Below are 21,307 nucleotides of genomic sequence, written 5' to 3' on the forward strand. Positions count from 1 at the left end.
ATTACCGCGAGGTCATCTGCTCTCCAGTACTGCGCGCCGGTGTGACCCGGGTGGTCATCCAGACCTCTTGCCCATCAATGTCAGCGATGCCCAGGCGCCATGAAAAGGCGTAGAGATTACCATCACGGGCCACTACCCTCACCTCGAAACCAGCAACCTGATCGGTCTCGCCTGCCGCTTCAAGGGTATAGGAACGGTGATCGATCAGGGTATCGTAGCCCGCCCCGCGAATCATCCGGGTGAAACGCTCCAGAGGTCCTGTCACTGCGCGATTATTTGGGTGAGCAAAAGCCCATACCTGCTCAATGCCGGCGTTACGGGTCGGTTCATCGTTGGCTGCCAGGGCGTCAAGCTGGATCCTGACGACGTCTTCAGGAGAGAAAGAAGGCTTTGGTTCAACCATCGATTGCGCAGCCAGTGATGGCGCCACCATCAGGCTGATCAGCAAGCCAAGCGCTGCAATGATCGAGGCACCAGGCGAGCGCCGCCAACCTGGCAATGTCCTGAATATGACGTCTTTGATGGTGCTGCTCTGGGTAAACGCGAGACGTGCTTGTGCAAATGTCAACATGCTGAGTACCTGTTAGGAAAGCCTGACAGATAGCCTCACCCGTCGGGCGGCAAAGTTCAAGCGCTGCGCATTGACGCTTGGGCGCTATGGTTCAACGCTGGGCAAATCGCTGCTCGCGCAGATACTGGCGTGGGTCTCGGGGATAATAGTGCTCTGGCTGGTGGGCCATATGCGTATAGGCCCGGGTGTCCTTGTAGGGCATCTTCATGAACCCGGAAATCCCCAGCCCTTCAATATCAGGCACGGCGGCCAGAATAGCGGCGAGGTGTTGTCTGAACGCGCCTTCCTGGCGCGCATCCAGCAGGCGGTAATAACTATGAATCTTCAGGTGCCTGGGAAGCGCCTCAAAAATGATCATGCCGGTATGGTGGATCGTGTTCAGGTGTTCCAGGGTCGCCATGATAGGTCCGGGTAACACCAGCAACTCTTCCGGGTCCGGCCCGTCTTCAAAATAACTGTGCTGACGGGAGTCATCTTCCATGTCAGGTACATCGCTGACTTCATAGGGAATACGCATCTCAGGCGGTGGTTGAAAGGCCTGTTCACTGCTGTCACGGTCCAGATGCAGGGTTTTTCGCGCATCAAACAGACAGCTTTTGAAGACTCCCTGACGATGGATGGCGCGGGCGAGAAATACCATGTTATTTACCGCCTGCACAAAGGCGGGCTTGAGTGTCGGGTCATGCAGGTTCAGCGACGAATCGATAAACACACCGTCAGGTTCCCAGCGCACGGCCAGCCCACCCACCACCGGATATTTGCCCAGACGGCTGACCGACGCCAGAAAGGCTTTTTCTGTCTCGCCCATGCCCTGCATGAACTGCTTGTAATAGCGATCCAGCTGGACGTCGTTCACCGTGTTAAGAGTATCTTCGACATGGGCTTCACGCAGAAAGGTCTTGCGCGAGCTATACACCACGGTATCTATCTCACGGCCGCTGGCTCGGGCCCATACCGGAATCAGCGCCTTGGGCACTGGTTCCGGCAGGTCAATCATCACCAGCCTGGCCATGCGGGGCATGGCCTTGAGAAAGTGATCCCCGGCACGCCGACGCGTGTCAGGGTCGGCATCCAGCATGCCATCCAGGGTACGCGCAAACTCCACGGGCAACCCCAGGGATCTTGCCGGAATCGCCCGATAGCCAAAACGGCAGGATTGGCCAGAGGCCAGGGCATAGAGGGTACCTGCAGCGCCCTGTTCATCAAATCGCGGCGAGGACAGCGCGCCGTTGAGCTGTTCTTCACCAATAAAATACACATCGCCCAAGCGGGCATTGGTTTGCTGAAGATCAGAGGACATCAGCTCCATGACATTGGCTGCCACAAACTGCAGACGCGCATCCAGCTGTGCAAACACCGACGACCCCCAGTCTATAAGGGCAATCGATTCATCTTCCGGATTGAACACCAGATTGGAGGGTTTGATATCGCCATGCACCACTGGGCGACCACGTGGGCCGCTTTCCCGGCGCAGGGCAATGAGCACCTCGGCCAGCTGACGAGCAATCCTGACCACCCGCCTGGGCGACAGCCGCCCATCGCGCAGGGAGACTTCCTCAAGATTCAGGCCAGGCGCGCGCTCCATGACCAGGATTGATTGACCGCGCACCCGCTGGAATCCCACCAGCCTGGGAATACGCGGGTGTTCCACCTGTTCCAGCATGAACGCCTCTTCTTCAAGACGCTCCTGCAGGTGCAAAGGCAGGGTGATGCGTGAGAACTTGAACACCCGCTGGCGCTCTTCATAACACCCGGGCCCTGGGGCGACGCCTGCAAAGACAAATCCATAGGCCCCCTTGCCAATCAGCTCGATCTTCTCATAGCCCAGCTGCGCCAGCTGGGCCTGACACAGCGCCACCCACTCTTTCAGCTTGCGTGCATCCTGATGGCTGAGCAGATAGATCGACTGGTCTTCGGGAATATAGAACTGCTGTAGGGGCGCTTCGGCCATGCTCTCGGCTCCTTAGCGCAGGTTCAGAAGCATGCTTTCCGGGTCTTCAAGACTGGCTTTCCAGTGATTGCAGAATCGCGCTATGGTGCCGCCATCAATAAAGCGATGATCCCCGGCCCAGGTGACTGTCATGATGGCTCGACCGGTGACATCACCGTTCTCGTCAAAGCGCGGCAGCCACTGGGTTTTGCCAATCGCGACAATTGCCGCTTCCGGGGCATTGATGATCGGCGCCGCATAGGTGCCACCCAGCGCCCCAATATTGGAGATGGTAATGGTACCGCCCTTGAGGTCGGCCTGTTCGACGCGCCCTTCCCGGGCAGCCTGGGTCAGGCGAGTGACCTCGGCCGCCACTTCCAGCAGTGACCTGGCCCCCACATCCTTGACGTTAGGCACCATCAGACCCACCTTGCTGTCCACCGCCATACCGATGTTACAGTCAGGGTAGTAGTGCAGCTCATCAGCGCTGTCATTCAGCTGGGCATTGAGCATCGGGTACTCGGCCACCGCCAATGCCATTGCCTTCATGAAAAACGGCATCAGCGTCAAACGCTCACCCTGGGCTTCCGCCTGCACTTTCAAGCGCCCACGCAACGCCAGCAGGTCAGTCACATCGATTTCCTCACCGTATTGAAAATGCGGAATCGAGCTTGCTGATGCCACCATCTGGCGGGCCATGGCAGCACGTACGCCGCGTAGCGGCTCGATTCTGGGGCCAGCCGATGCCGACTTGTCTGGCGGTTCTTGGCCAGCATCCAGATAACGCTGCACATCTTCTTTCAGCACCCGCCCTTCCTTGCCACTGCCGGTAATCTCATCCAGCGCCAGGCCATGCTCACGCACCAGACGGCGAACCGCAGGGCTGGCCGGCGTTTTACCCTTCACCCTTCCCGTTTCAGCGGCTGGTGCCGATGTTGGCGAAGGCTTTCCGGGCGGGCTGCCCGGCGTCTGTGTCGACGGTGTTTCACCCGGGGCGTGTGACGGCTCAGCGTTCTGCTCAGGACGGGAGGTTTCTTCGCCTGGTGGCTCACTCTCTGCCCGGTAGGCATACAAAGGCGCATGTACCTTGGCAATCTGCCCCTGGGCCACATACAGCTGGGTAATCGTCCCGGCTTCCGAGGCGGTGATTTCAACCAGCGCCTTGTCGGTCATTACCTCAACTACTGGCTGGTCTTCTTCAACAAGGTCGCCTTCCTGAACGCGCCACTCAACCACTTCGCATTCAACAATGCCTTCACCGATATCCGGTAAGATAAAATCACTCATGTCGGTCTCCTTTAAACCCTTCAGGCAACGTCAGAAATGAACGCTGTGCTGGATAGCGGCGAATATTTTCAGATGATCGGGGAAATACGCTTTCTCCAGCGCCAGCGGGAAAGGCGTATCCATACCGGTCACACGCGCAATCGGCGATTCAAGGTAAAGGAAACAGCGCTCCTGAATGGTGGCAGCAATTTCACCGCCAAAACCACCGGTCAAGGGCGCTTCATGCGTCACTACCAGGCGGCCTGTCCTGAATACAGAGTCTGCGACGGTCTCCACATCCCAGGGCAAGAGGCTGCGTAGATCAATCACTTCACAGGCAATTCCTGCTTCTTCGGCAAGCTCAACGGCCTTGCCAATCACTTCCATCTGGGCGCCCCAGCCAACCACCGTAATATCACTGCCCTGCTTGATGATCTCGGCTTCGCCAATCGGCAGCTGATAGTCTTCTTCAGGCACCTCGCCCACTGATGCGCGATACAGGCGCTTGGGTTCAAAGAAGATGACCGGGTCAGGATCACGAATGGCCGCCAGCAGCAACCCCTTGGCCTGATAAGGGTCTCGCGGTACCACCACTTTCAAACCGGGAGTATGGGTAAAATAGGCTTCAGGCGACTGGGAATGGTAAAGCCCGCCGTGGATACCGCCACCATAGGGTGTGCGGATGGTCAATCCACCGACGTTGAACAGGTCGCCGGAGCGATAGCGGTATTTGGCGGTTTCATTAACGATCTGATCAAAAGCGGGAAAAATGTAGTCCGCAAACTGGATTTCAGCCACGGGGACAGCACCCTGCGCTGCCAGGCCGTTGGCAAAGCCGATAATACCCTGTTCCACCAGTGGGGTATTGAAACAGCGGTCTTTACCATAGGTTTCCTGCAGATGGCTGGTAGCGCGAAAAACCCCGCCGAAAATACCCACGTCCTCACCAAAGCACAGCACCTTTTCATCCTCTGCCATGGCGATATCCAGGGCATTATTGATGGCCTGAAGCATGTTCATGGTTGGCATGTCACTGTGCTCCCTTTTTGTCTTGCTGATTACCGTCCAGCCCTGGCGACTGAGCGTCTTCGGGATAGGCCTCCGGGTAACAGCGGAGATGCATCGTGAGGGCATCAAGCTGACGCTGCAGCGCCGGCGTGACCTCGGCGTAGACATCGGTAATCAGGGTATCCAGTTGGGGAGGGGGGCGCTTTTCAGCGCGCTTCATGGTATCGAGCACCTCACGGCGCAGGCTTTCCTGGACGCTGCTTTCCTCTTCTTCGCTCCACCAACCCTGCTGTTCAAGCCATTTGCGCATGCGCAGGATCGGGTCCTTAAGGCGCCAGATTTCTTCTTCATCCTTTGAGCGATAGCCTGACGGGTCGTCTGATGAGGAATGTGCCGCCAGGCGATACGTCATGGCTTCAATCAGTACCGGCTTATTGTCCCTCACGGCCATTTCACGGGCTTTGCGGGTCGCTTCATAGACCGCCAGGACATCGTTGCCATCCACACGTATGACGTGCATGCGATAGCCGAACGCTCGGGGGGCAATACCGTCGGCAGCAAACTGCTCCACCGCGGGTGTTGAAATGGCATAACCGTTATTACGGCAGAAAAAAATCACCGGCACCTGATGCACCGACGCCATGTTCAGTGCGGCGTGAAAATCACCCTCGGAAGCGGCACCCTCGCCAAAAAAGGTCAGGGTACAGTGGCCCTTACCGGCCAGTTTCTGACCATAGGCATAACCGGCCGCCTGAGGAATCTGGGTTGCCAGAGGGGAGGAAATGGTCATGTAGTGGAGCGTGCGTGAGCCGTAGTGAACCGGCATCTGGCGCCCCTTGCCATAATCCAGCTGATTGCCGAACAGCTGGTTCATGAACTCGTCAAAACTGAAGCCGCGATACATCAAAGCGCCCTGTTCGCGGTACTGAGCCATGATCATGTCTGCATCATCGAGCGCTGCCGTTGCACCAATCACGGAAGCTTCCTCACCGGTACACTGCATGTAGAAGCTCAGACGCCCCTGGCGCTGGGCGGCCATCATGCGTTCGTCCAGGATCCGGGTCGCCAGCATGGCATGGTATATATGGCGGGCTTTATCTTGGGGCAAATCAGGAGACCGGGCCTCTGGATAGAGGGCACCGTCATGATTCAACACGCTGAAGGTGGGAATCGAACATTCATCACCGGTCATGAAGGCCGGCTGATACGTGGCTTGTGTCATCTTTGTTATCCTTATCAGGCCCCTTTTGAGGGCAGTGTTGTCGGTTATCTCCCTTTATGCCAGGGGATTTCCCCAGCATCGGTCAACGCAACACTATCGACACTAACGCAGCCAACCCTTTTAAGGCATTCAACTTAAGGTGTACGTGAACCTGACACTCCCCGCCCGCCGCGCTTCGCGCTTTGGGCGAGGGTTCCAAGGTCACCCTCAGAACCTTCCTGCTTCCACACGCCTTCACTAGGCAGCGGCTAAGCCACTGCCCCCGCTCCAGTCGCTCCACAGGCTAACCCCGCCAGCCCGGCGGTTTGTATATTCCTGGCCGCGTTGATGTCGCGGTCAATGGGGTGGCCGCAACTTTCGCAGTGCCAGTGACGCTGCGATAGCGGCAGCTTGGCCACTTTGTGGCCACAGCCATGACACAGCTTGCTGCTGGGGAACCACTGGCTCACTTTCACCAGTTGGCGTCCCGCCCAGGCGGCCTTGTATTCCAGTTGCCGGACGAACTCACCCCATCCAGCATCACTAATGGCTTTAGAGAGCCGTTTATTCTTGACCATACCCGTGATATTGAGTGACTCGATGCACAAAACTTGGTTTTCGTCAATGAGTGCGCGGGTCGCTTTATGGGTAGCGTCACGGCGGCAGTCGGCGATCTTGGCATGACACCGTGCCACTTTCTGACGGTGCTTGTTGCGGTTGCGGGAACCTTTCTGCTTCTTCGCCAACCGGCGCTGCAAATAGGCCAGCTTCGCTTCGTAGCGTTTCAGGTGGCGCGGATTCCCAGACTTTGCACCGTCGCTGGTGATGAACAGGTCGGTCAACCCGAGATCAATGCCCACTGTCTTGGGCGTGATCGAGTGTGCTACTGGCGCAAAATCACACAGGCAGCTGATGAAGTAGCGTCCAGCACGATCGCGTGAAATCGTGATGCTGGAAGGTTCGCTGGGCAGCGGACGACTCCACCGGATGGGTAGCGGCGTCTTGGCCTTGGCAATGGTAATCTCACCATCACGATAGCGAAACGCGGCCTTGGTCAGCCGGATCGACTGGCGACGATCCTTTTTCTTGAAACGTGGGTACCGCGCCTTGAGCTTGGGGTTGAAAAAGTTGTCGAAGGCGGCTTTCTGATCCCGCAGCGCCTGTTGCAGGATCACACTCGACACGGCCTTGAGCCACGGAAACTCTGCCTTCAAGCCTACCAGACGCTTTTCAGCGTCGGCGTGAGACACCGACTCCCCGCGTTGCTGATACGCTTCAGTGCGATGGGCCAGGGTATTATTCCAAATAAAGCGGGCACACCCAAACGACTGCGCCAGTAGCTCAGCTTGTTCGGGAGTAGGATAGAACCGTTCTTTGTAGGCACGCTTTGTCATACTGGAAAAATATCAGGGGGTGGTGGCAAAATCAACTGGGCACCGCGTTGCGGTGCGCGCTTTTATCACCGCCCGATTGGGCGATGCTTTACGCGCTGTTTGCTAAACGTCGCTGAAAGACTTCAAACATACTGTCGGCGCTGACCGCCAACAGTGCAATCACCATGGCCCCCTGAACGATGTAGGCATTATTGGCATTGACGATGCCGGCAATAATCGGATCGCCCAGGTTGCTGGCACCCACGGTAGCGCCTAGCGCGGCAGTGGCAATATTGATGGTCACCGACGTACGAATACCGGCCAGAATCACGGGCGCCGCCAGTGGCAGCTCCACCTGACGCAGGATTTGTCCTGGCGTCATCCCCATCCCGTAAGCCGCCGAGACGACGGCGGGGTCAACGCCTTTAAGACCGGCGATAGTGTTACGTACAATCGGCAAGAGACCATACAGCACCAGGGCAACAATGATAGGCACGGTACCAAAACCCAGGGCAGGTACGGCCAGGGCCAGCACGGCGACCGGTGGGAAGGTTTGCCCCAGGGAAGCGACCTGGGCCACCAGGGGCAGAAAGTCTCGCCCCCACTGACGCGTCACCACCACCCCTGCCAGCACCCCTAATGTAATCGTCATCAAGGCTGCTGCGCCGACCACCAGCAGATGGCGCCCCAGCAACTGGGTAAAAGCCGCTCGCTGATAGATCACTTCCCGCGCCTCAGGCGCCAGCCATTGGAACAGCCCCTGCGCGCGTGGGATCACAAGCACCACAACAACAAGAAGCACCAGCCACATCATGGGCCACAGCAGCTGGGTCGGTTGGTAGGCCGAACCTGGGTGAACAGGTCTAGTCATCACGCGGCCTCTCCTTGGGGTGAAATGCCTCCTTGACCAGCCTGTCCAGCGACAACTCCCCTACCGGTTTATCCTGCGGGTCCACTACCGTCAACCGTTCGCACTGATCGCGTAGCATCAGGGAAAGTGCCTGACGCAGCGTCTGCTCGGTTGTCACCCGCGGGGCAGCCAAGTGCGCGCCTGGCGGAACCATATGATCCTTTACCCGGGTCAGGGAGGCCTGTTTCAGCCCGCGCTCCAGCCCGCCCAGCAATGAGTCTACAAAGGCATCAGACGGTTTTTGTAGCAGCGACAGCGGCGTGCCCTGTTGCACAATACGGCCATCGCGCATCACCACCAGTTTATCCGCCAGACGTAAAGCCTCGTCCATATCATGGGTGACAAACACAATGGTCTTATGCAGCCTGGCTTGCAGCTGCATCAGCATTTCCTGAAGCTTTTCCCGGGTAATCGGGTCCAGGGCGCCAAAGGGTTCATCCATCAACAGAATATCCGGGTCGGCCGCCAGGGCGCGGGCAACGCCCACACGCTGGGCCTGACCGCCGGATAGCTGATGAGGATATTTATGCGCAAATTCATTGACCGGTAACCCCAACAATGCCATCAGCTCTTCAACCCGCTGGTTGACCTGAGCCGTGGGCCATTTCAGCAAACGAGGTACCAGACCAATGTTGCGTGCCACATTCCAGTGAGGAAACAGGCCGGTATTCTGGATGACATAGCCAATCCGCCGTCGCAGCAGCACAGGATCGTAGGCGTCGATGGATTGGCCATCCAGCTCAATCTGACCGCGGGTGTGGGTCAGCAGACGGTTGATCATGCGTAATGTGGTCGATTTGCCACAGCCAGAAGTGCCCACCAGCGCGCAGAATTTGCCCTTGGGGATGCTCAGGGTCAGCGCTTCCACGGCGGGTGTCTGATCAAAAAACTTGCTGACATCACGTAATTCAATCATCACTTGCCCCCTGGCGTAACGCCTCACCCAGCGCCCCAAGACCCGAATCAACTATCAGCGCAATCAGCAAAATGGGCAGCGCACCCAATAACACCATATCCATCGCAGCCTGCCCTAAACCTTGAAAAATGAATGCACCCAGTCCACCCGCGCCTATCAATGCTGCCACCGCTGTCAAACCAATGGCCTGAACAGCGGTAATCCTGATGCCTTCAAGCAGAATCGGCAGTGCCAGGGGGACCCTTACCTGCCAGAAGCGCTGTGAGGGATACATGCCCATCCCGGTGGCCGCATCCAGCACATCGGGGCTGACAGCCTCCAACGCTACAAAGGTGTTTCGCACCATGGGCAACAGGCTATAGATCACCAGTGCCAGCAAGGCGGGCGTATATCCAATGCCCTGGATGCCCAGATTGGCAGCGAAAGGCACATTGGCGGATATCCAGGCAAGCGGTGCTAGCAAGAGGCCGAACAGGGCCAGGCTGGGGATGGTCTGGAAAAAGTTGAGTAACGCAAAGGCAGCACGCTGACTACCCCGAAAGCGCCGAATCAGCAGCGCCAGGATGATGCCAAGTACAATACTGACCCCGACGGCGATCGATACCATCGCCAGGTGCTCTCTCAAGGCATCCCAGAAAGCCGCTTCGCGCGCCTGGAACTCCTGCACCAGCGCCAGCCGATCCAGCCACAAGGATGCACATAGCCACCAAAGCAGCGCTACTCCCAGCATGACCAGGGCGATCCACAACCGCGGCAATGCCAACCGCAAGCGCAGCTCCACCAGCGCCAACATGGCGCAGAAAAGCACCACCCAGAACGCAGCCCCCGCGCTCAGGCGCGCCTGGGGCAACTTTGGATCAATCAGGGTGTGACTGGCGACTACCAGGCCAACGGGCATCAGTATCAGCAGTAGGATGATTGCACCCAACTGTAACAGCAGGTTCAGACGTGAAGAGGTCGGTGCCCAGGCCAGCAGGAGTACCAAGAGTAAAGGGAGTGACGCCAGCGCCACCCCCACCCAACCAAAGGCCTCCCAGCTGGCATGGCCACTACCGGCCACAATCCTGTTGGCAGCAACACTGACGCTGTCCAAGCCCCATAGAGCGGCCAACATGACGATGGCCAGAACCATCATCACCCCATTCGGGCGCCCTTTTATCCATGCTTGAACCCCTGTCGGTGGCGCATCTGTAAACGGCATATCAGGCGTTTTTCCCTATTGCTTGGGTATTCAAGGCAGATAATCTAGGGGTCGATTTCTTCAAGGTAATCCGCGGCAACCTCTTCAGCCGACAAACCATTCACGGCCACATCAGCATTCAGACGCTGCAGCGTTTCCAGATCCAGGGTGGCAAAGACGTCATTCAGCGCCGGTTCGATTTGCGGATAAGTATCCAGAGTTTCGGCACGGATCACAGGCGCTGGCTGGTAAACCGGCTGAACGCCCAGCGAATCTTCCAGTACTACCAGCCCCAGCGCACTCAGCCCACCGTCAGTACCATAGGTCATGGCCGCGTTGACATCGCTGGTCTGCTGGGCAGCGGCTCGCATGGTGGCAGCGGTATTGCCTCCGGAGAGCACCAGCAGCTGGTCTTCATCAAGTTCAAAACCATAGGCAGACTGGAAGGCAGGCAGCGCCTGTTCAGATTCAACAAACTCCGCACTTGCCGCGAACTTGAACTCACCGCCCTCGGCCAGATAGTCGGCGAGGTCTTCCAGCGTTTCCAGATCATGCGCTTCAGCCACATCGCCCCGCACACTCATGGCCCAGGTATTGTTGGCACTTGCAGGTGAAAGCCAGACCAGATCATTGTCAGCATCGCGCTGCTTGACGGTCTCGAAGGCCTCGTCTGCATCATTCCATACAGGGCTGTCCGTCATATCGAAAAAGAAGGCCCCGTTACCGGTGTATTCCGGATAAAGGTCAATCTCATCGGCCAATAGCGCCCCGCGTACGACGCTGGTGCCTCCCAGCTGAAGGCGCTTTTCCACGGGGATATCCTGGCGCTCAAGGGTCTGGGCGATCAGCTGCCCGAGCACGGCACCTTCAGTATCGATTTTCGACGCCACCACGACCGCATCATCGGCCTGGGCGGTCAGCATCGCCTGAGAAGTAAGGATAGCCAACGAAAGTACGCCAGCCGCCAGGCATTTGGGTGTCTGGTACATGATAATGATCCTTTTGAAGATTGATCGAAACCGCAAGGCGGATTTTATGGCTCGCTGCTTATGACCCATTGGTGATGAATCATTGCCATGAGTATAAGACCCATCCGCGTTGAAGTCAGACCGACAGTGTCAAACTGACCGTGTCAGACTGACCGTGTCATATTGATTGATGGCAGGATTAGCGGGATTCCAGTACCCAGGTAGTGCCTTCCCGGGAATCCTTGAGAATGATGCCCTGTTCCGCCAGGGCATCGCGGATACTGTCCGCCAGGGCAAAGTCCCTGTTGGCCTTGGCGTCGGCACGCTGAGCAATTTTCGCTTCAATTTCGGCTTCATCCATGGGTGCCGATTGCCCCTGCCCGCCTTTCAGGAAGGCATCAGGCACCTGCTGCAAAAGCCCCAGAATATTGCCCAATGACTGAAGCACTGCCGCCAGACGGCTGGCCCGGGGGTCACCTGCTGTCTTGACGCGATTGAGCTCACGGACCAGATCGAACATGACAGACAGGGCTTCAGGCGTATTGAAATCATCATCCATGGCGGCCAGAAAACGCTGATGGTACTCAGTGTCATCATCATTTTCTGTGTCAATCGTGATTGGCTCAACTCCTTCCAGCGCGGTATAAAAACGCGTCAGGGACTTTCGCGCTTCATTCAGCGCATCCGGCGCATAGTTGATCGGGCTGCGATAATGACTGGCCACCAGCAGGTAGCGCACCACTTCCGCATCGTGTTCGGTCAGCACATCGCGGATAGTAAAGAAGTTGCCCAGCGATTTGGACATTTTCTCCTGATTGACCCGCACCGCTCCGGCGTGCATCCAGGTCATCACAAAAGGCTTGTCATTGGCCGCTTCCGACTGGGCAATCTCGTTCTCGTGGTGAGGAAAGGTCAGATCCGGCCCGCCACCGTGGATGTCGAAGGTATCCCCCAGGCAGCATTTGGACATTGCAGAACATTCGATATGCCAGCCCGGGCGCCCCTTGCCCCAGGGCGAAGACCAATGGGCTTCGCCAGGCTTGGCGGCTTTCCAGAGCACAAAGTCCAACGGATCCTCTTTGCTCTCATCCACCTCGATACGCGCCCCGGAGCGCATATCATCAAGATGGCGGTTATTGAGCTTGCCGTAGCCCTCAAAGCGCCGCACCCGGTAATAGACATCACCATTATCCGCGGCGTAGGCAAAGCCTTTCTCGATCAGGGTCTCGATCATGGCAATAATATCGTCGATATGCCGAGTGGCCCGGGGCTCATGATCCGGGCGCTGGACATACAGCCGCGCTTCGTCTTCGTGCATGGCGGCAATCATGCGCTCGGTCAGCGCCTCAATGCTTTCGCCGTTTTCATCGGCACGTTTGAGGATCTTGTCGTCAATGTCCGTGATGTTACGAACATAATTGACCTCATACCCTCGTGCACGCAGATAACGGGTAATCACATCAAAGGCCACCATGACCCGGGCATGACCAAGGTGGCAGTAGTCATAGACGGTCATCCCGCACACGTACAGGCTGACCTTGCCCGGTTCCAGAGTGATAAAGGCTTCCTTGCGACGTGTCAGGGTATTGTAAATCTGCATAGCACTTCCTTAGCCCGTGTGGATTAGCCCTTCTGCTTGATTTTGGCCCAGGTGTCCTTCAGGCCGACCGTACGATTGAAGACCAGCGCTTCAGGTGTGCACGCGTGGCGATCCGCGCAGAAATAACCCACCCGCTCAAACTGGAAGCGTGATTCCGGCGCTGCCTGGGCAAGGCTTGGCTCCGCAAAGGCTTGAGTGACCGTCAGGGACTCCGGGTTCAGGTGATCGAGGAAGTCAACGTCCTTGTCCTTATCCGGTTGTTCTTCCAGAAACAGGTTCTCATACAGGCGCACTTCTACCGGAATGCCGTGGCGAGCACTGACCCAATGAATAACGCCTTTCACCTTACGGCCTTCAGGGTTCTTGCCCAGTGTGTCGAAATCAACGCTGCAGTGCAGTTCGGTCACTTCGCCATCGGCATCCTTGATCACCTCATCACAGCGGATCACATAGCTGTTGCGCAGACGGACTTCCTTGCCCGGGGCCAGGCGAAAAAACTTCTTGGGCGCATCTTCCATGAAGTCATCCTGATCGATATACAGCTCGCGGGTAAAGGGCACCTGGCGCACCGGCATATCTTCACGGGCCGGGTGACCCGCCACCTCGTACACTTCCTGGTGATCTTCAGGGACGTTGGTCAGCACAATCTTCAGCGGCTTGAGAACGCACATGGCCCTGGGCGCGTTATCTTCAAGGTCCGAGCGGATGGCGTGGGTCAGCATGGCAATATCCACCAGGCCGCCATCGGCACGGGTCACGCCTATCATGTCGCAGAACTTACGAATCGACGCCGCCGTATAGCCCCGCCGCCGCATGCCCGAGATAGTCGGCATGCGAGGGTCGTCCCAGCCATCCACAATGCCTTCGTCCACCAGCAACTTGAGTTTGCGCTTGGAGGTCAGGGTGTAGTTGAGGTTCAGGCGGGCAAACTCGATCTGGCGCGGTGTGGCAGGCACCGGCAGATTATCCAGAAACCACTCATACAGCGGGCGATGGTCTTCAAACTCCAGGGTACAGATGGAATGAGTGATGCCCTCAATAGCATCCGACTGACCGTGGGTGAAGTCATAGGAAGGATAGATCTTCCACTTGTCACCGGTCTGGTGATGCTCGGCATGGCGAATACGATACAGGATCGGGTCACGCAGATTGATATTGGGTGAGGCCATATCAATTTTGGCGCGCAGGACTTTTTCACCTTCGGCAAACTCGCCGGTGCGCATCCTTTCAAGCAGATCAAGATTTTCGTCGACGCTTCGCTCACGGTAAGGGCTGGACCGGCCCGGCTCCGTGAGAGTGCCACGGTATTCACGGATCTCATCGGGCGACAGGTCATCCACATAGGCCTTGCCATCGCGGACAAGGTGCTGCGCCCAGGCATACAGCTGGTCAAAATAGTCCGAGGCGAAACGCACCGGCCCTGCCCACTCAAAGCCCAACCAGTTGACGTCTTCCTTGATGGCGTCAATGTAAGCCTGTTCTTCCTTGGCAGGGTTGGTATCATCAAAACGCAAATGGCAATCCCCCCCCATCTGCTCCGCCAGGCCGAAATTGAGGCAGATTGATTTGGCATGGCCGATATGCAGAAAGCCGTTGGGCTCTGGCGGAAAGCGCGTCACAATTTTCGTGACCTTGCCGCCCTCAATCTCTTCGCGTACCTGGTTACGAATAAAATTCGGCGCTGGGGTGGTCTCGTTGGTCATGATGGGGTTGATAACCTCTGGGTGGATGACGTGCCGGGCTTCGCGCTGCCGGTCAAAAAGGCTATTATAACGTGACACTTGCGCATAGCGCCAAGGCGGACGTCCCTTAAAACACAGGAATTTACTGATGATCGTATTACAGACTAACCACGGTGATATCACTATCGCGCTGAATCATGAAAAAGCGCCTGTGACGGCTGCCAACTTTGAACAGTATGTGCGTGACGGCTTTTACGACGGCACCCTCTTTCACCGGGTGATTGATGGTTTCATGGTGCAGGGTGGCGGTTTTGATCTGGATTTCAACCAGAAGCCTACGCGTGATCCCATCGAAAACGAGGCAGACAATGGCCTCAAGAATACCAAGGGTACCCTGGCCATGGCGCGCACCCAGGATCCGCACTCTGCCTCATCGCAGTTTTTCATCAACGTCAATGACAACACCTTTCTTGACCACACCGGCAAGAACCTTCAGGGCTGGGGCTATGCGGTCTTTGCCGAAGTCGTTGACGGTATGGACGTAGTGGATGCCATCCGCAAGGTCACCACCACTCGCCGAGGCATGCATGCGGATGTTCCCGCTGAGGATGTGATTATCGAAAAAGCCTACATCAAGGAAGATTGATCCCGGCAGGTTACCCCTCTTCGCTGATCACATTCACCCCTTTGGAGCCCTTGATGCGCACCCTATTCATTGCTGATCTTCACCTGAGTGAGCATACCCCCGAGATCACTCAGGGATTTGTTGACTATGTAGCCGGCACCGCATCAGGTGCGGATTCACTGTATATACTTGGTGACCTGTTCGATGCCTGGATTGGTGATGATCTGCTTGATATGCCACACCCCATGACAGAGGTGGCCTCAAGGGTGGCCGGGGCACTGGCAACCCTGGCAGACAGCGGCACCGCCGTCTATCTGATGCATGGTAATCGTGACTTCCTGATTGGCGAACGCTTTGCCAATGCCTGCAAGGCCCGCCTGCTGCCTGATGTGCAGGTCTTTGAACTGCATGACATTCCTGTAATTCTGATGCACGGTGACAGCCTGTGTACCCGAGATGAGGCTTATATGGCCTTTCGCCAGCAATCTCGCGACCCGCAATGGCAGGCACAGATGCTTGCCCTGCCCCTGGATCAGCGCCTTGAGCTGGCAAAGAGCCTGCGCCAGCAGTCCGACAGCGCCAATGCGGACAAAGCCGATGAGATCATGGATGTTACTGCAGGCGAAGTGATCAGGGTCATGGCCGAGTACGGGGTAACAACATTGATTCATGGCCATACCCATCGGCCCAGGGTACATGACATGGTGGTCGAGGATATGCCCGCCAGACGCTACGTGCTGGGCGACTGGGATACCCGGCACGGCTGGGATATCGTCATTGAGGAAGGTGCCTGGACACCGCAATTGCGTCAGTTTGATATCACGCGCCCACCTCAGGCATAACGCTCTACCCACTGAAACCGCCCTGCTGATGATCTTCAACAGGGCGGTTTTTTTCTGCCAGACTTTTTGACAGATTTAACGCCGCACAATCTCAGCTTCACTGTTGAGATAATCAATCAACCCCTGAATCACCGACTGCGCGCGCAACTGCTCTGCCATCTGAGCGACAAACTGCTCGGTCTGCTCATCCACGTCGCCAGGCGTTACTTCATCGAGCGCTACCAGGGCAACGCTTTGAGGCAATTCAACAATGTCGAACACAGCATCACCGTCCTCTGGATGCGGCATGCGGAAAACAGATTGCACCAGACTGTTCGGCACGGTTGTTTGCTGCTCGCGAGAAATACCGTCAACGTCGAGCCAATCGATGGCGGTATCGTCCTCGGCGTTTTCCAGCATGCGCTCAGCTTTTGCAACCAATGCCTGCTGCTCAGCCTTTGCCGTCACTGCGGCGACTACCTGGTCGCGCACGTCTTCAAGCGGCAACTGGGTCGCATCGCGGTGTTCTGCCACGCGTAACACCATCCGGCGATCATCATCGAGTTCGATCACATCACTGTTATAGCCCTCTTCCAGCACGTCATCACTGAAAGCCGCGTCCATCACCCCCGGTTCTGACAGAATACCGCTACCTTCGTTACGGGCCAGCCAGTCACTTTGTTCAACGCTCAGGCCGATATCGTCGGCAACACTCTGCAGATCATCCGCGGCAAAGCTATCGTCGATCAGCTGCTGAACACGCTGATTAAACTCATCATTAACGGCTTCCAGAGCCAGTTGTTCACGCAGCACGTCGCGCTGCTGCTCAAAGGGCGGACGGTCAACGTCGGTGACCGTGATGATATGCAGGGCATCGTCCATCTCGACGATAGAAGACACTTCATCTTCCTGGAGTGAAAAAGCAGCGTCGTCAAAGGCATCGCCAAAGAACCCACGGCTGATTTCACCCAGATCCCCCCCATTCTCGGCGCTCACCGTGTCATCTGAGTAACGCGCAGCCGTGTCGGCAAAGCTTTCGCCTTCCTCAAGCGCTGCCAACGCCTCCTCAGCAACTTCCTGGGCTTCCTCCCGGCTCCGTTCATCGCCAATGTTGATCATGATATGGGCAACGCGCCGGTCGGCATCATCATTATCGGCACGCCAGGCATCACGCAACTGCTCTTCGTCGATGTCGACGCTGTCGGCCATCTCCCGACGATCAACCACGACATATTCCACACGCACCTGCTCAGGACGTTCAAAACGTTCGCTGTTGTCCGCATAGTAGTCGTCTATCTGCGCTTCCGTCACGGTGACATCTTCATCAAGATCATCAGCGGTTAGCATGCTGTAGCGGAAACTGCGTTGCTGGCGCTGGAGAGCGGCCAGGCGCTGCTGTTCGGATTCAAGGCTAAAATCACTGAAGGCCATGCCCTGCTGCAACTGGCGGCGTTTGATATCAACGCGCAATTCATCGCGGAAGGAAAGCGGTGTGTAGCCGGCGCTGGCAAGTCGATTGCGAAACAGCTCACTGGAAAACTGCCCATCCTGATCCTGAAACTCGGATAGATTGACAATCAGCTGATCCAGCTGCTGTTCCGAAACGTAAAAACCGCCTTCTTCAGCATAGTGAGTCAGCAGCTGTTGGGTAATCAATTGATCAAGCACATCGTTACGCAGCGCTCGCTCCTGCTCAGCCGGCACCTGCCCTGAGCGCATGGCGCGCTGGACTTCCATTTCCACCTGCTGGCGCTTGATGGAATCACCGTTGACTTCCACCACTTCATCGGGATCAGCACCAAAAAGGGTAAACAGTGACTCCACACCAAACAGCGCCATGGCGGCAACCACAACGCCAATGATGATCTTGGCTCCCCAACTTTTCGAGCCATCTCGGATACTTTGCAGCATGTTAGCCTCGGTTCAAACAAATAAACGGTTTACTACAAAACAGTTCAGTCACATCAGGGTCCAGGGCGTCACCCACAACCGTTGTGACTTAAAACACAAGGCATGAAATAACATGGGCGCATCGTTTGCACGACGCGCCCATCAGATGCCTCAGTACAACCGGATCAGTTGACGGCGTCTTTAAGTGCTTTGCCTGCTTTAAAGCTCGGCACCTTGGCAGCACTGATTTCAATCGGCTGACCAGTTTGCGGATTGCGGCCGGTACGTGCAGCGCGCTCTTTGATCGTAAAAGTACCGAATCCTACCAGTGAAACGCTCTCGCCCTGCTTGAGGCTTTCAGTGACAGACTCCACCATGGCATCCAACGCGCGGGTTGCCGCTGCCTTGGAAATATCAGCAGATGCGGCAATGGCTTCAATCAGCTCAGACTTATTCACACTTCACCCCTTGACTTTTTCAAAAATGGCTCTGAACGGTATGGTCACCGGTTGGATCGACGAACAAAGCATGGCTTGGTTTTATAGCAATGCAGAGATTCAACTGTCAAGCGACCATACGATAAAGCGCCCGCCATACAAGGCGTTGGGCGCACTCTTTATGAGTTCTTGATGCTTTTACAATCCTTGGTACCTGTCGCCAGAATCGATACATCAGCTTACGACATCCATCAGTACTGTGTCAGCAAATGCTGATTCAGCTGATGTTAAATCAGTGAGTGCTGGCGACGGCACTACCATTATAGGTGTTCTCGCCATTAACCATGGCGCTACCCTCGTCAGGATCCGTCAATGCCACCTTCAGTACGTCATCAATCCAACGCACAGGCCGGATATCGAGTGCATCCTTGATGTTGTCAGGCACTTCCTTCAGATCGCGACGATTTTCCTCAGGTATCAGAACAGTCTTTATACCACCCCGGCGCGCAGCCAGCAATTTCTCCTTTAGACCACCAATTGGCAGTACCTCACCGCGCAGGTTCACTTCTCCGGTCATGGCGACATCACAGCGCACACATCGCCTGGAGTAAGCCGACACCATGGCCGTTACCATGGCAATTCCAGCGCTGGGTCCATCCTTGGGTGTCGCACCTTCAGGCACATGAATATGCAGATCGTCTTTTTCGAAGCGCTCCGGGTCTATACCGTGTTCTTCTGCCCGTGCACGCACCACCGTGTGAGCGGCACTGACAGACTCTTTCATGACATCGCCAAGGGACCCTGTCTTGTTGACTCGCCCCTTACCAGGGGTCACCACTGATTCAATGTTCAGCAACTCGCCACCTACCGATGTCCACGCCAATCCGGTGACCCGACCTACCTGGTCTTCAAGGTCGGCAAGGCCGTAACTATAGCGCCGGACGCCTGCGTAGGTCTCGATCTGCTGTTCGGTCAGCAGCGGAGTTGCCACTGCCTTGCCCTCGCGCTCCTGCTCAAGCCGCTCTCTTAGCACCTTGCGTGCGACCTTGGCAATCTGACGCTCCAATTCACGCACACCCGCTTCACGAGTGTAATAGCGTATCAGCTCCAACACAGCGGAATCGTCAAGCTCGATTTCATCAGCCTTGAGCCCGTTGGCCTCACGCTGCTTGGGCAGCAGATAACGTTTGGCAATGGCCAGCTTTTCATCTTCGGTGTAGCCGGGGATACGAATTATTTCCATACGATCCAGCAAGGGACCCGGAATATTCATCGAGTTGGCAGTACAGATGAACAGCGTTTCGGAAAGATCGTAATCCAATTCCAGATAGTGATCACTGAAACTGTTGTTCTGCTCAGGATCCAGCACTTCGAGCAGTGCAGACGCAGGGTCGCCGCGGTGATCCATGCCCAGCTTATCGACTTCATCGAGTAGAAACAGCGGATTCTTTACGCCGGCACGACTCATACGCTGCATCAGCTTGCCGGGCAGGGAGCCGATATAGGTACGCCGGTGGCCGCGAATCTCTGATTCATCGCGCACACCGCCCAGCGCCAGCCGTACATACTTACGATTGGTCGCCCGGGCAATCGACTGCCCCAGAGATGTCTTGCCCACGCCAGGCGGCCCAACCAGGCAAAGCACCGGGCCTTTCATCTTGCGCACACGCTTCTGCACCGCCAGGTATTCAAGAATACGGGACTTGACCTCGTCCAGACCATAATGGTCTTCGTCAAGCACCTTCTGCGCCTTGATAAGATCATGCTTAACCCGGGTACGCTTTTTCCATGGGACATCCACCAGCCAATCCAGGTAGGTGCGGACCACCGTCGCTTCAGCGGAATTGGCTGACATCATCTTGAGCTTTTTCAGCTCCTGAAGCGCCTTGTCCAATGCCTCCTTGGGCATGCCCGCCGCATGAATATCCTGTTCATATTTCTCGACTTCGTTGGGTACGTCGTCAAGTTCGCCAATTTCTTTCTGAATGGCTTTCATCTGCTCATTGAGATAGTACTCGCGCTGGGTCTTCTCCATCTGCTCCTTGACCCGCGAGCGGATACGCTTCTCAACCTGCAGGAGGTCAATTTCTGTCTCGATCAACGCCATCAGATGCTCGATGCGATCACGCACCCGATCCATTTCCAGCAGCTCCTGCTTGTCACCGATCTTCAGTGACAGGTGAGCGCAAATGGTATCTACAAGGCGGCTGGGATCTTCGATACCCGAGAGAGAATTGAGCACCTCATTGGGTACCTTCTTGGACAGTTTAACGTATTGCTCAAACTGATTAAGCAGCACGCGAACCAGGGATTCCTGCTCACGCTCGGTTAATGGTTCACTGTCTCGCGGCGTAATATGGGCTTGGGTAAAGCCTTCCTCATGCTCTTCAATGCGGCCAACATCAGCTCGATAGTTGCCTTCAATCAACACCTTGACGGTTCCATCCGGGAGCTTCAACAGCTGCATGATGTCAGCAACCGTCCCCATCGCATAAAGGTCGGCGTTGTCAGGTTCTTCCTGAGACGCTTCGCGCTGGGCCACCAGAAGAACGCGCTTGTCCATGTTCATTGCGGCTTCAAGCGCTTGAATCGACTTTTCTCTCCCGACAAACAGTGGAATCACCATCTGCGGATAAACCACAACATCCCGCAGCGGTAGTAATGGGAAACATTGTGTCATTTCAGCGTTCTGCTGCATCGCAGACGACCCTCAGAAATCGGTAAATAGGTGGATAAGACCCGCCAATGCTCCAGGCAGTGTCAGCGTCTCATACAAAGAAATGAGCGATAGCGCAAAGACAGGTGTCATGCGTCGTCAGAATGGCACGGCAGCCATCAAGGGCTTGGAGCGAAAGACAAGGGGTCGCTCAGGCGACCCCCCTTGGCCTTCACATCAGTCAGGGTTAATGCTAAGAACCAACCCGGTGAC

At 56.4% G+C, this 21,307-nt stretch carries 17 protein-coding genes; 2 read left to right on the top strand and 15 right to left on the bottom strand.

Annotation, left to right across the window (positions count from 1 at the left end; all coding sequences use genetic code 11):
* Position 1: 1 nt before the first annotated feature.
* The 12 genes from LL947_RS07390 to LL947_RS07445 form a co-directional block, all read right to left on the bottom strand.
* The gene (locus tag LL947_RS07390) at positions 2–571 is read right to left on the bottom strand and encodes a DUF4864 domain-containing protein (protein WP_499832818.1); all 570 of its coding nucleotides are present in this window, start codon (positions 569–571) and stop codon (positions 2–4) included.
* A 91-nt stretch (positions 572–662) separates the two neighbouring features.
* Complete coding sequence (locus LL947_RS07395) at positions 663–2,522, bottom strand: protein kinase domain-containing protein (protein WP_404413289.1); 1,860 nt, start codon at positions 2,520–2,522, stop codon at positions 663–665.
* Positions 2,523–2,534: 12 nt separating this feature from the next.
* The gene (locus LL947_RS07400) at positions 2,535–3,788 is read right to left on the bottom strand and encodes a 2-oxo acid dehydrogenase subunit E2 (RefSeq protein ID WP_499832819.1); all 1,254 of its coding nucleotides are present in this window, start codon (positions 3,786–3,788) and stop codon (positions 2,535–2,537) included.
* Positions 3,789–3,818: 30 nt separating this feature from the next.
* A complete protein-coding gene (locus LL947_RS07405) occupies positions 3,819–4,796 on the bottom strand; it encodes an alpha-ketoacid dehydrogenase subunit beta (protein ID WP_290820968.1) in 978 nt (325 codons plus the stop codon).
* Position 4,797: 1 nt separating this feature from the next.
* Positions 4,798–5,997: a thiamine pyrophosphate-dependent dehydrogenase E1 component subunit alpha gene (locus tag LL947_RS07410; protein ID WP_499832820.1), complete on the bottom strand. Its 1,200-nt coding sequence runs from the start codon at positions 5,995–5,997 to the stop codon at positions 4,798–4,800.
* A 248-nt stretch (positions 5,998–6,245) separates the two neighbouring features.
* Positions 6,246–7,370 carry an RNA-guided endonuclease InsQ/TnpB family protein gene (locus LL947_RS07415; protein ID WP_499832821.1) on the bottom strand — a complete coding sequence of 375 codons (1,125 nt, stop codon included), beginning with the start codon at positions 7,368–7,370 and terminating at the stop codon, positions 6,246–6,248.
* An 88-nt stretch (positions 7,371–7,458) separates the two neighbouring features.
* Positions 7,459–8,220, bottom strand: a complete 762-nt coding sequence (locus LL947_RS07420; protein ID WP_499832822.1) for an ABC transporter permease — start codon at positions 8,218–8,220, stop codon at positions 7,459–7,461.
* On the bottom strand, positions 8,213–9,175 hold the full coding sequence (locus LL947_RS07425) for an ABC transporter ATP-binding protein (RefSeq protein WP_404413292.1): 963 nt from the start codon (positions 9,173–9,175) through the stop codon (positions 8,213–8,215). The genes LL947_RS07420 and LL947_RS07425 overlap by 8 nt, the downstream gene beginning before the upstream one ends.
* Entirely contained in the window at positions 9,168–10,376 is a 1,209-nt protein-coding gene (locus LL947_RS07430; protein WP_499832823.1) for an ABC transporter permease, read from the bottom strand. The genes LL947_RS07425 and LL947_RS07430 overlap by 8 nt, the downstream gene beginning before the upstream one ends.
* 44 nt (positions 10,377–10,420) lie before the next feature.
* Positions 10,421–11,278 carry a glycine betaine ABC transporter substrate-binding protein OsmF gene (osmF, locus tag LL947_RS07435; protein ID WP_499834385.1) on the bottom strand — a complete coding sequence of 286 codons (858 nt, stop codon included), beginning with the start codon at positions 11,276–11,278 and terminating at the stop codon, positions 10,421–10,423.
* 244 nt (positions 11,279–11,522) lie between these two features.
* A complete protein-coding gene (cysS, locus tag LL947_RS07440; protein WP_499832824.1) occupies positions 11,523–12,923 on the bottom strand; it encodes a cysteine--tRNA ligase in 1,401 nt (466 codons plus the stop codon).
* A 23-nt stretch (positions 12,924–12,946) separates the two neighbouring features.
* On the bottom strand, positions 12,947–14,626 hold the full coding sequence (locus LL947_RS07445) for a glutamine--tRNA ligase/YqeY domain fusion protein (RefSeq protein WP_290821052.1): 1,680 nt from the start codon (positions 14,624–14,626) through the stop codon (positions 12,947–12,949).
* A gap of 127 nt (positions 14,627–14,753) precedes the next feature.
* Here LL947_RS07445 and LL947_RS07450 point away from each other — a divergent pair, with 127 nt between their 5' ends.
* Positions 14,754–15,251: a peptidylprolyl isomerase gene (locus LL947_RS07450; protein ID WP_290820958.1), complete on the top strand. Its 498-nt coding sequence runs from the start codon at positions 14,754–14,756 to the stop codon at positions 15,249–15,251.
* A 53-nt stretch (positions 15,252–15,304) separates the two neighbouring features.
* Positions 15,305–16,072 (top strand): UDP-2,3-diacylglucosamine diphosphatase, encoded by a 768-nt coding sequence (locus LL947_RS07455; RefSeq protein WP_290820956.1) that lies wholly within the window; start codon positions 15,305–15,307, stop codon positions 16,070–16,072.
* Between the two features lie 75 nt (positions 16,073–16,147).
* Here the strand turns inward: LL947_RS07455 and LL947_RS07460 are convergent, their stop codons facing one another.
* The 3 genes from LL947_RS07460 to lon form a co-directional block, all read right to left on the bottom strand.
* Positions 16,148–17,962: a SurA N-terminal domain-containing protein gene (locus LL947_RS07460; RefSeq protein ID WP_499832825.1), complete on the bottom strand. Its 1,815-nt coding sequence runs from the start codon at positions 17,960–17,962 to the stop codon at positions 16,148–16,150.
* Between the two features lie 164 nt (positions 17,963–18,126).
* Positions 18,127–18,399: a nucleoid-associated protein HU-beta gene (gene hupB / locus LL947_RS07465; RefSeq protein ID WP_171701524.1), complete on the bottom strand. Its 273-nt coding sequence runs from the start codon at positions 18,397–18,399 to the stop codon at positions 18,127–18,129.
* Positions 18,400–18,670: 271 nt separating this feature from the next.
* Entirely contained in the window at positions 18,671–21,076 is a 2,406-nt protein-coding gene (lon, locus tag LL947_RS07470) for an endopeptidase La (RefSeq protein WP_290820951.1), read from the bottom strand.
* Positions 21,077–21,307 lie beyond the last annotated feature (231 nt).

The sequence above is a fragment of the Halomonas sp. BLK-85 genome (genome assembly GCF_044792155.1).
Taxonomy (GTDB): Bacteria; Pseudomonadota; Gammaproteobacteria; order Pseudomonadales; family Halomonadaceae; genus Vreelandella.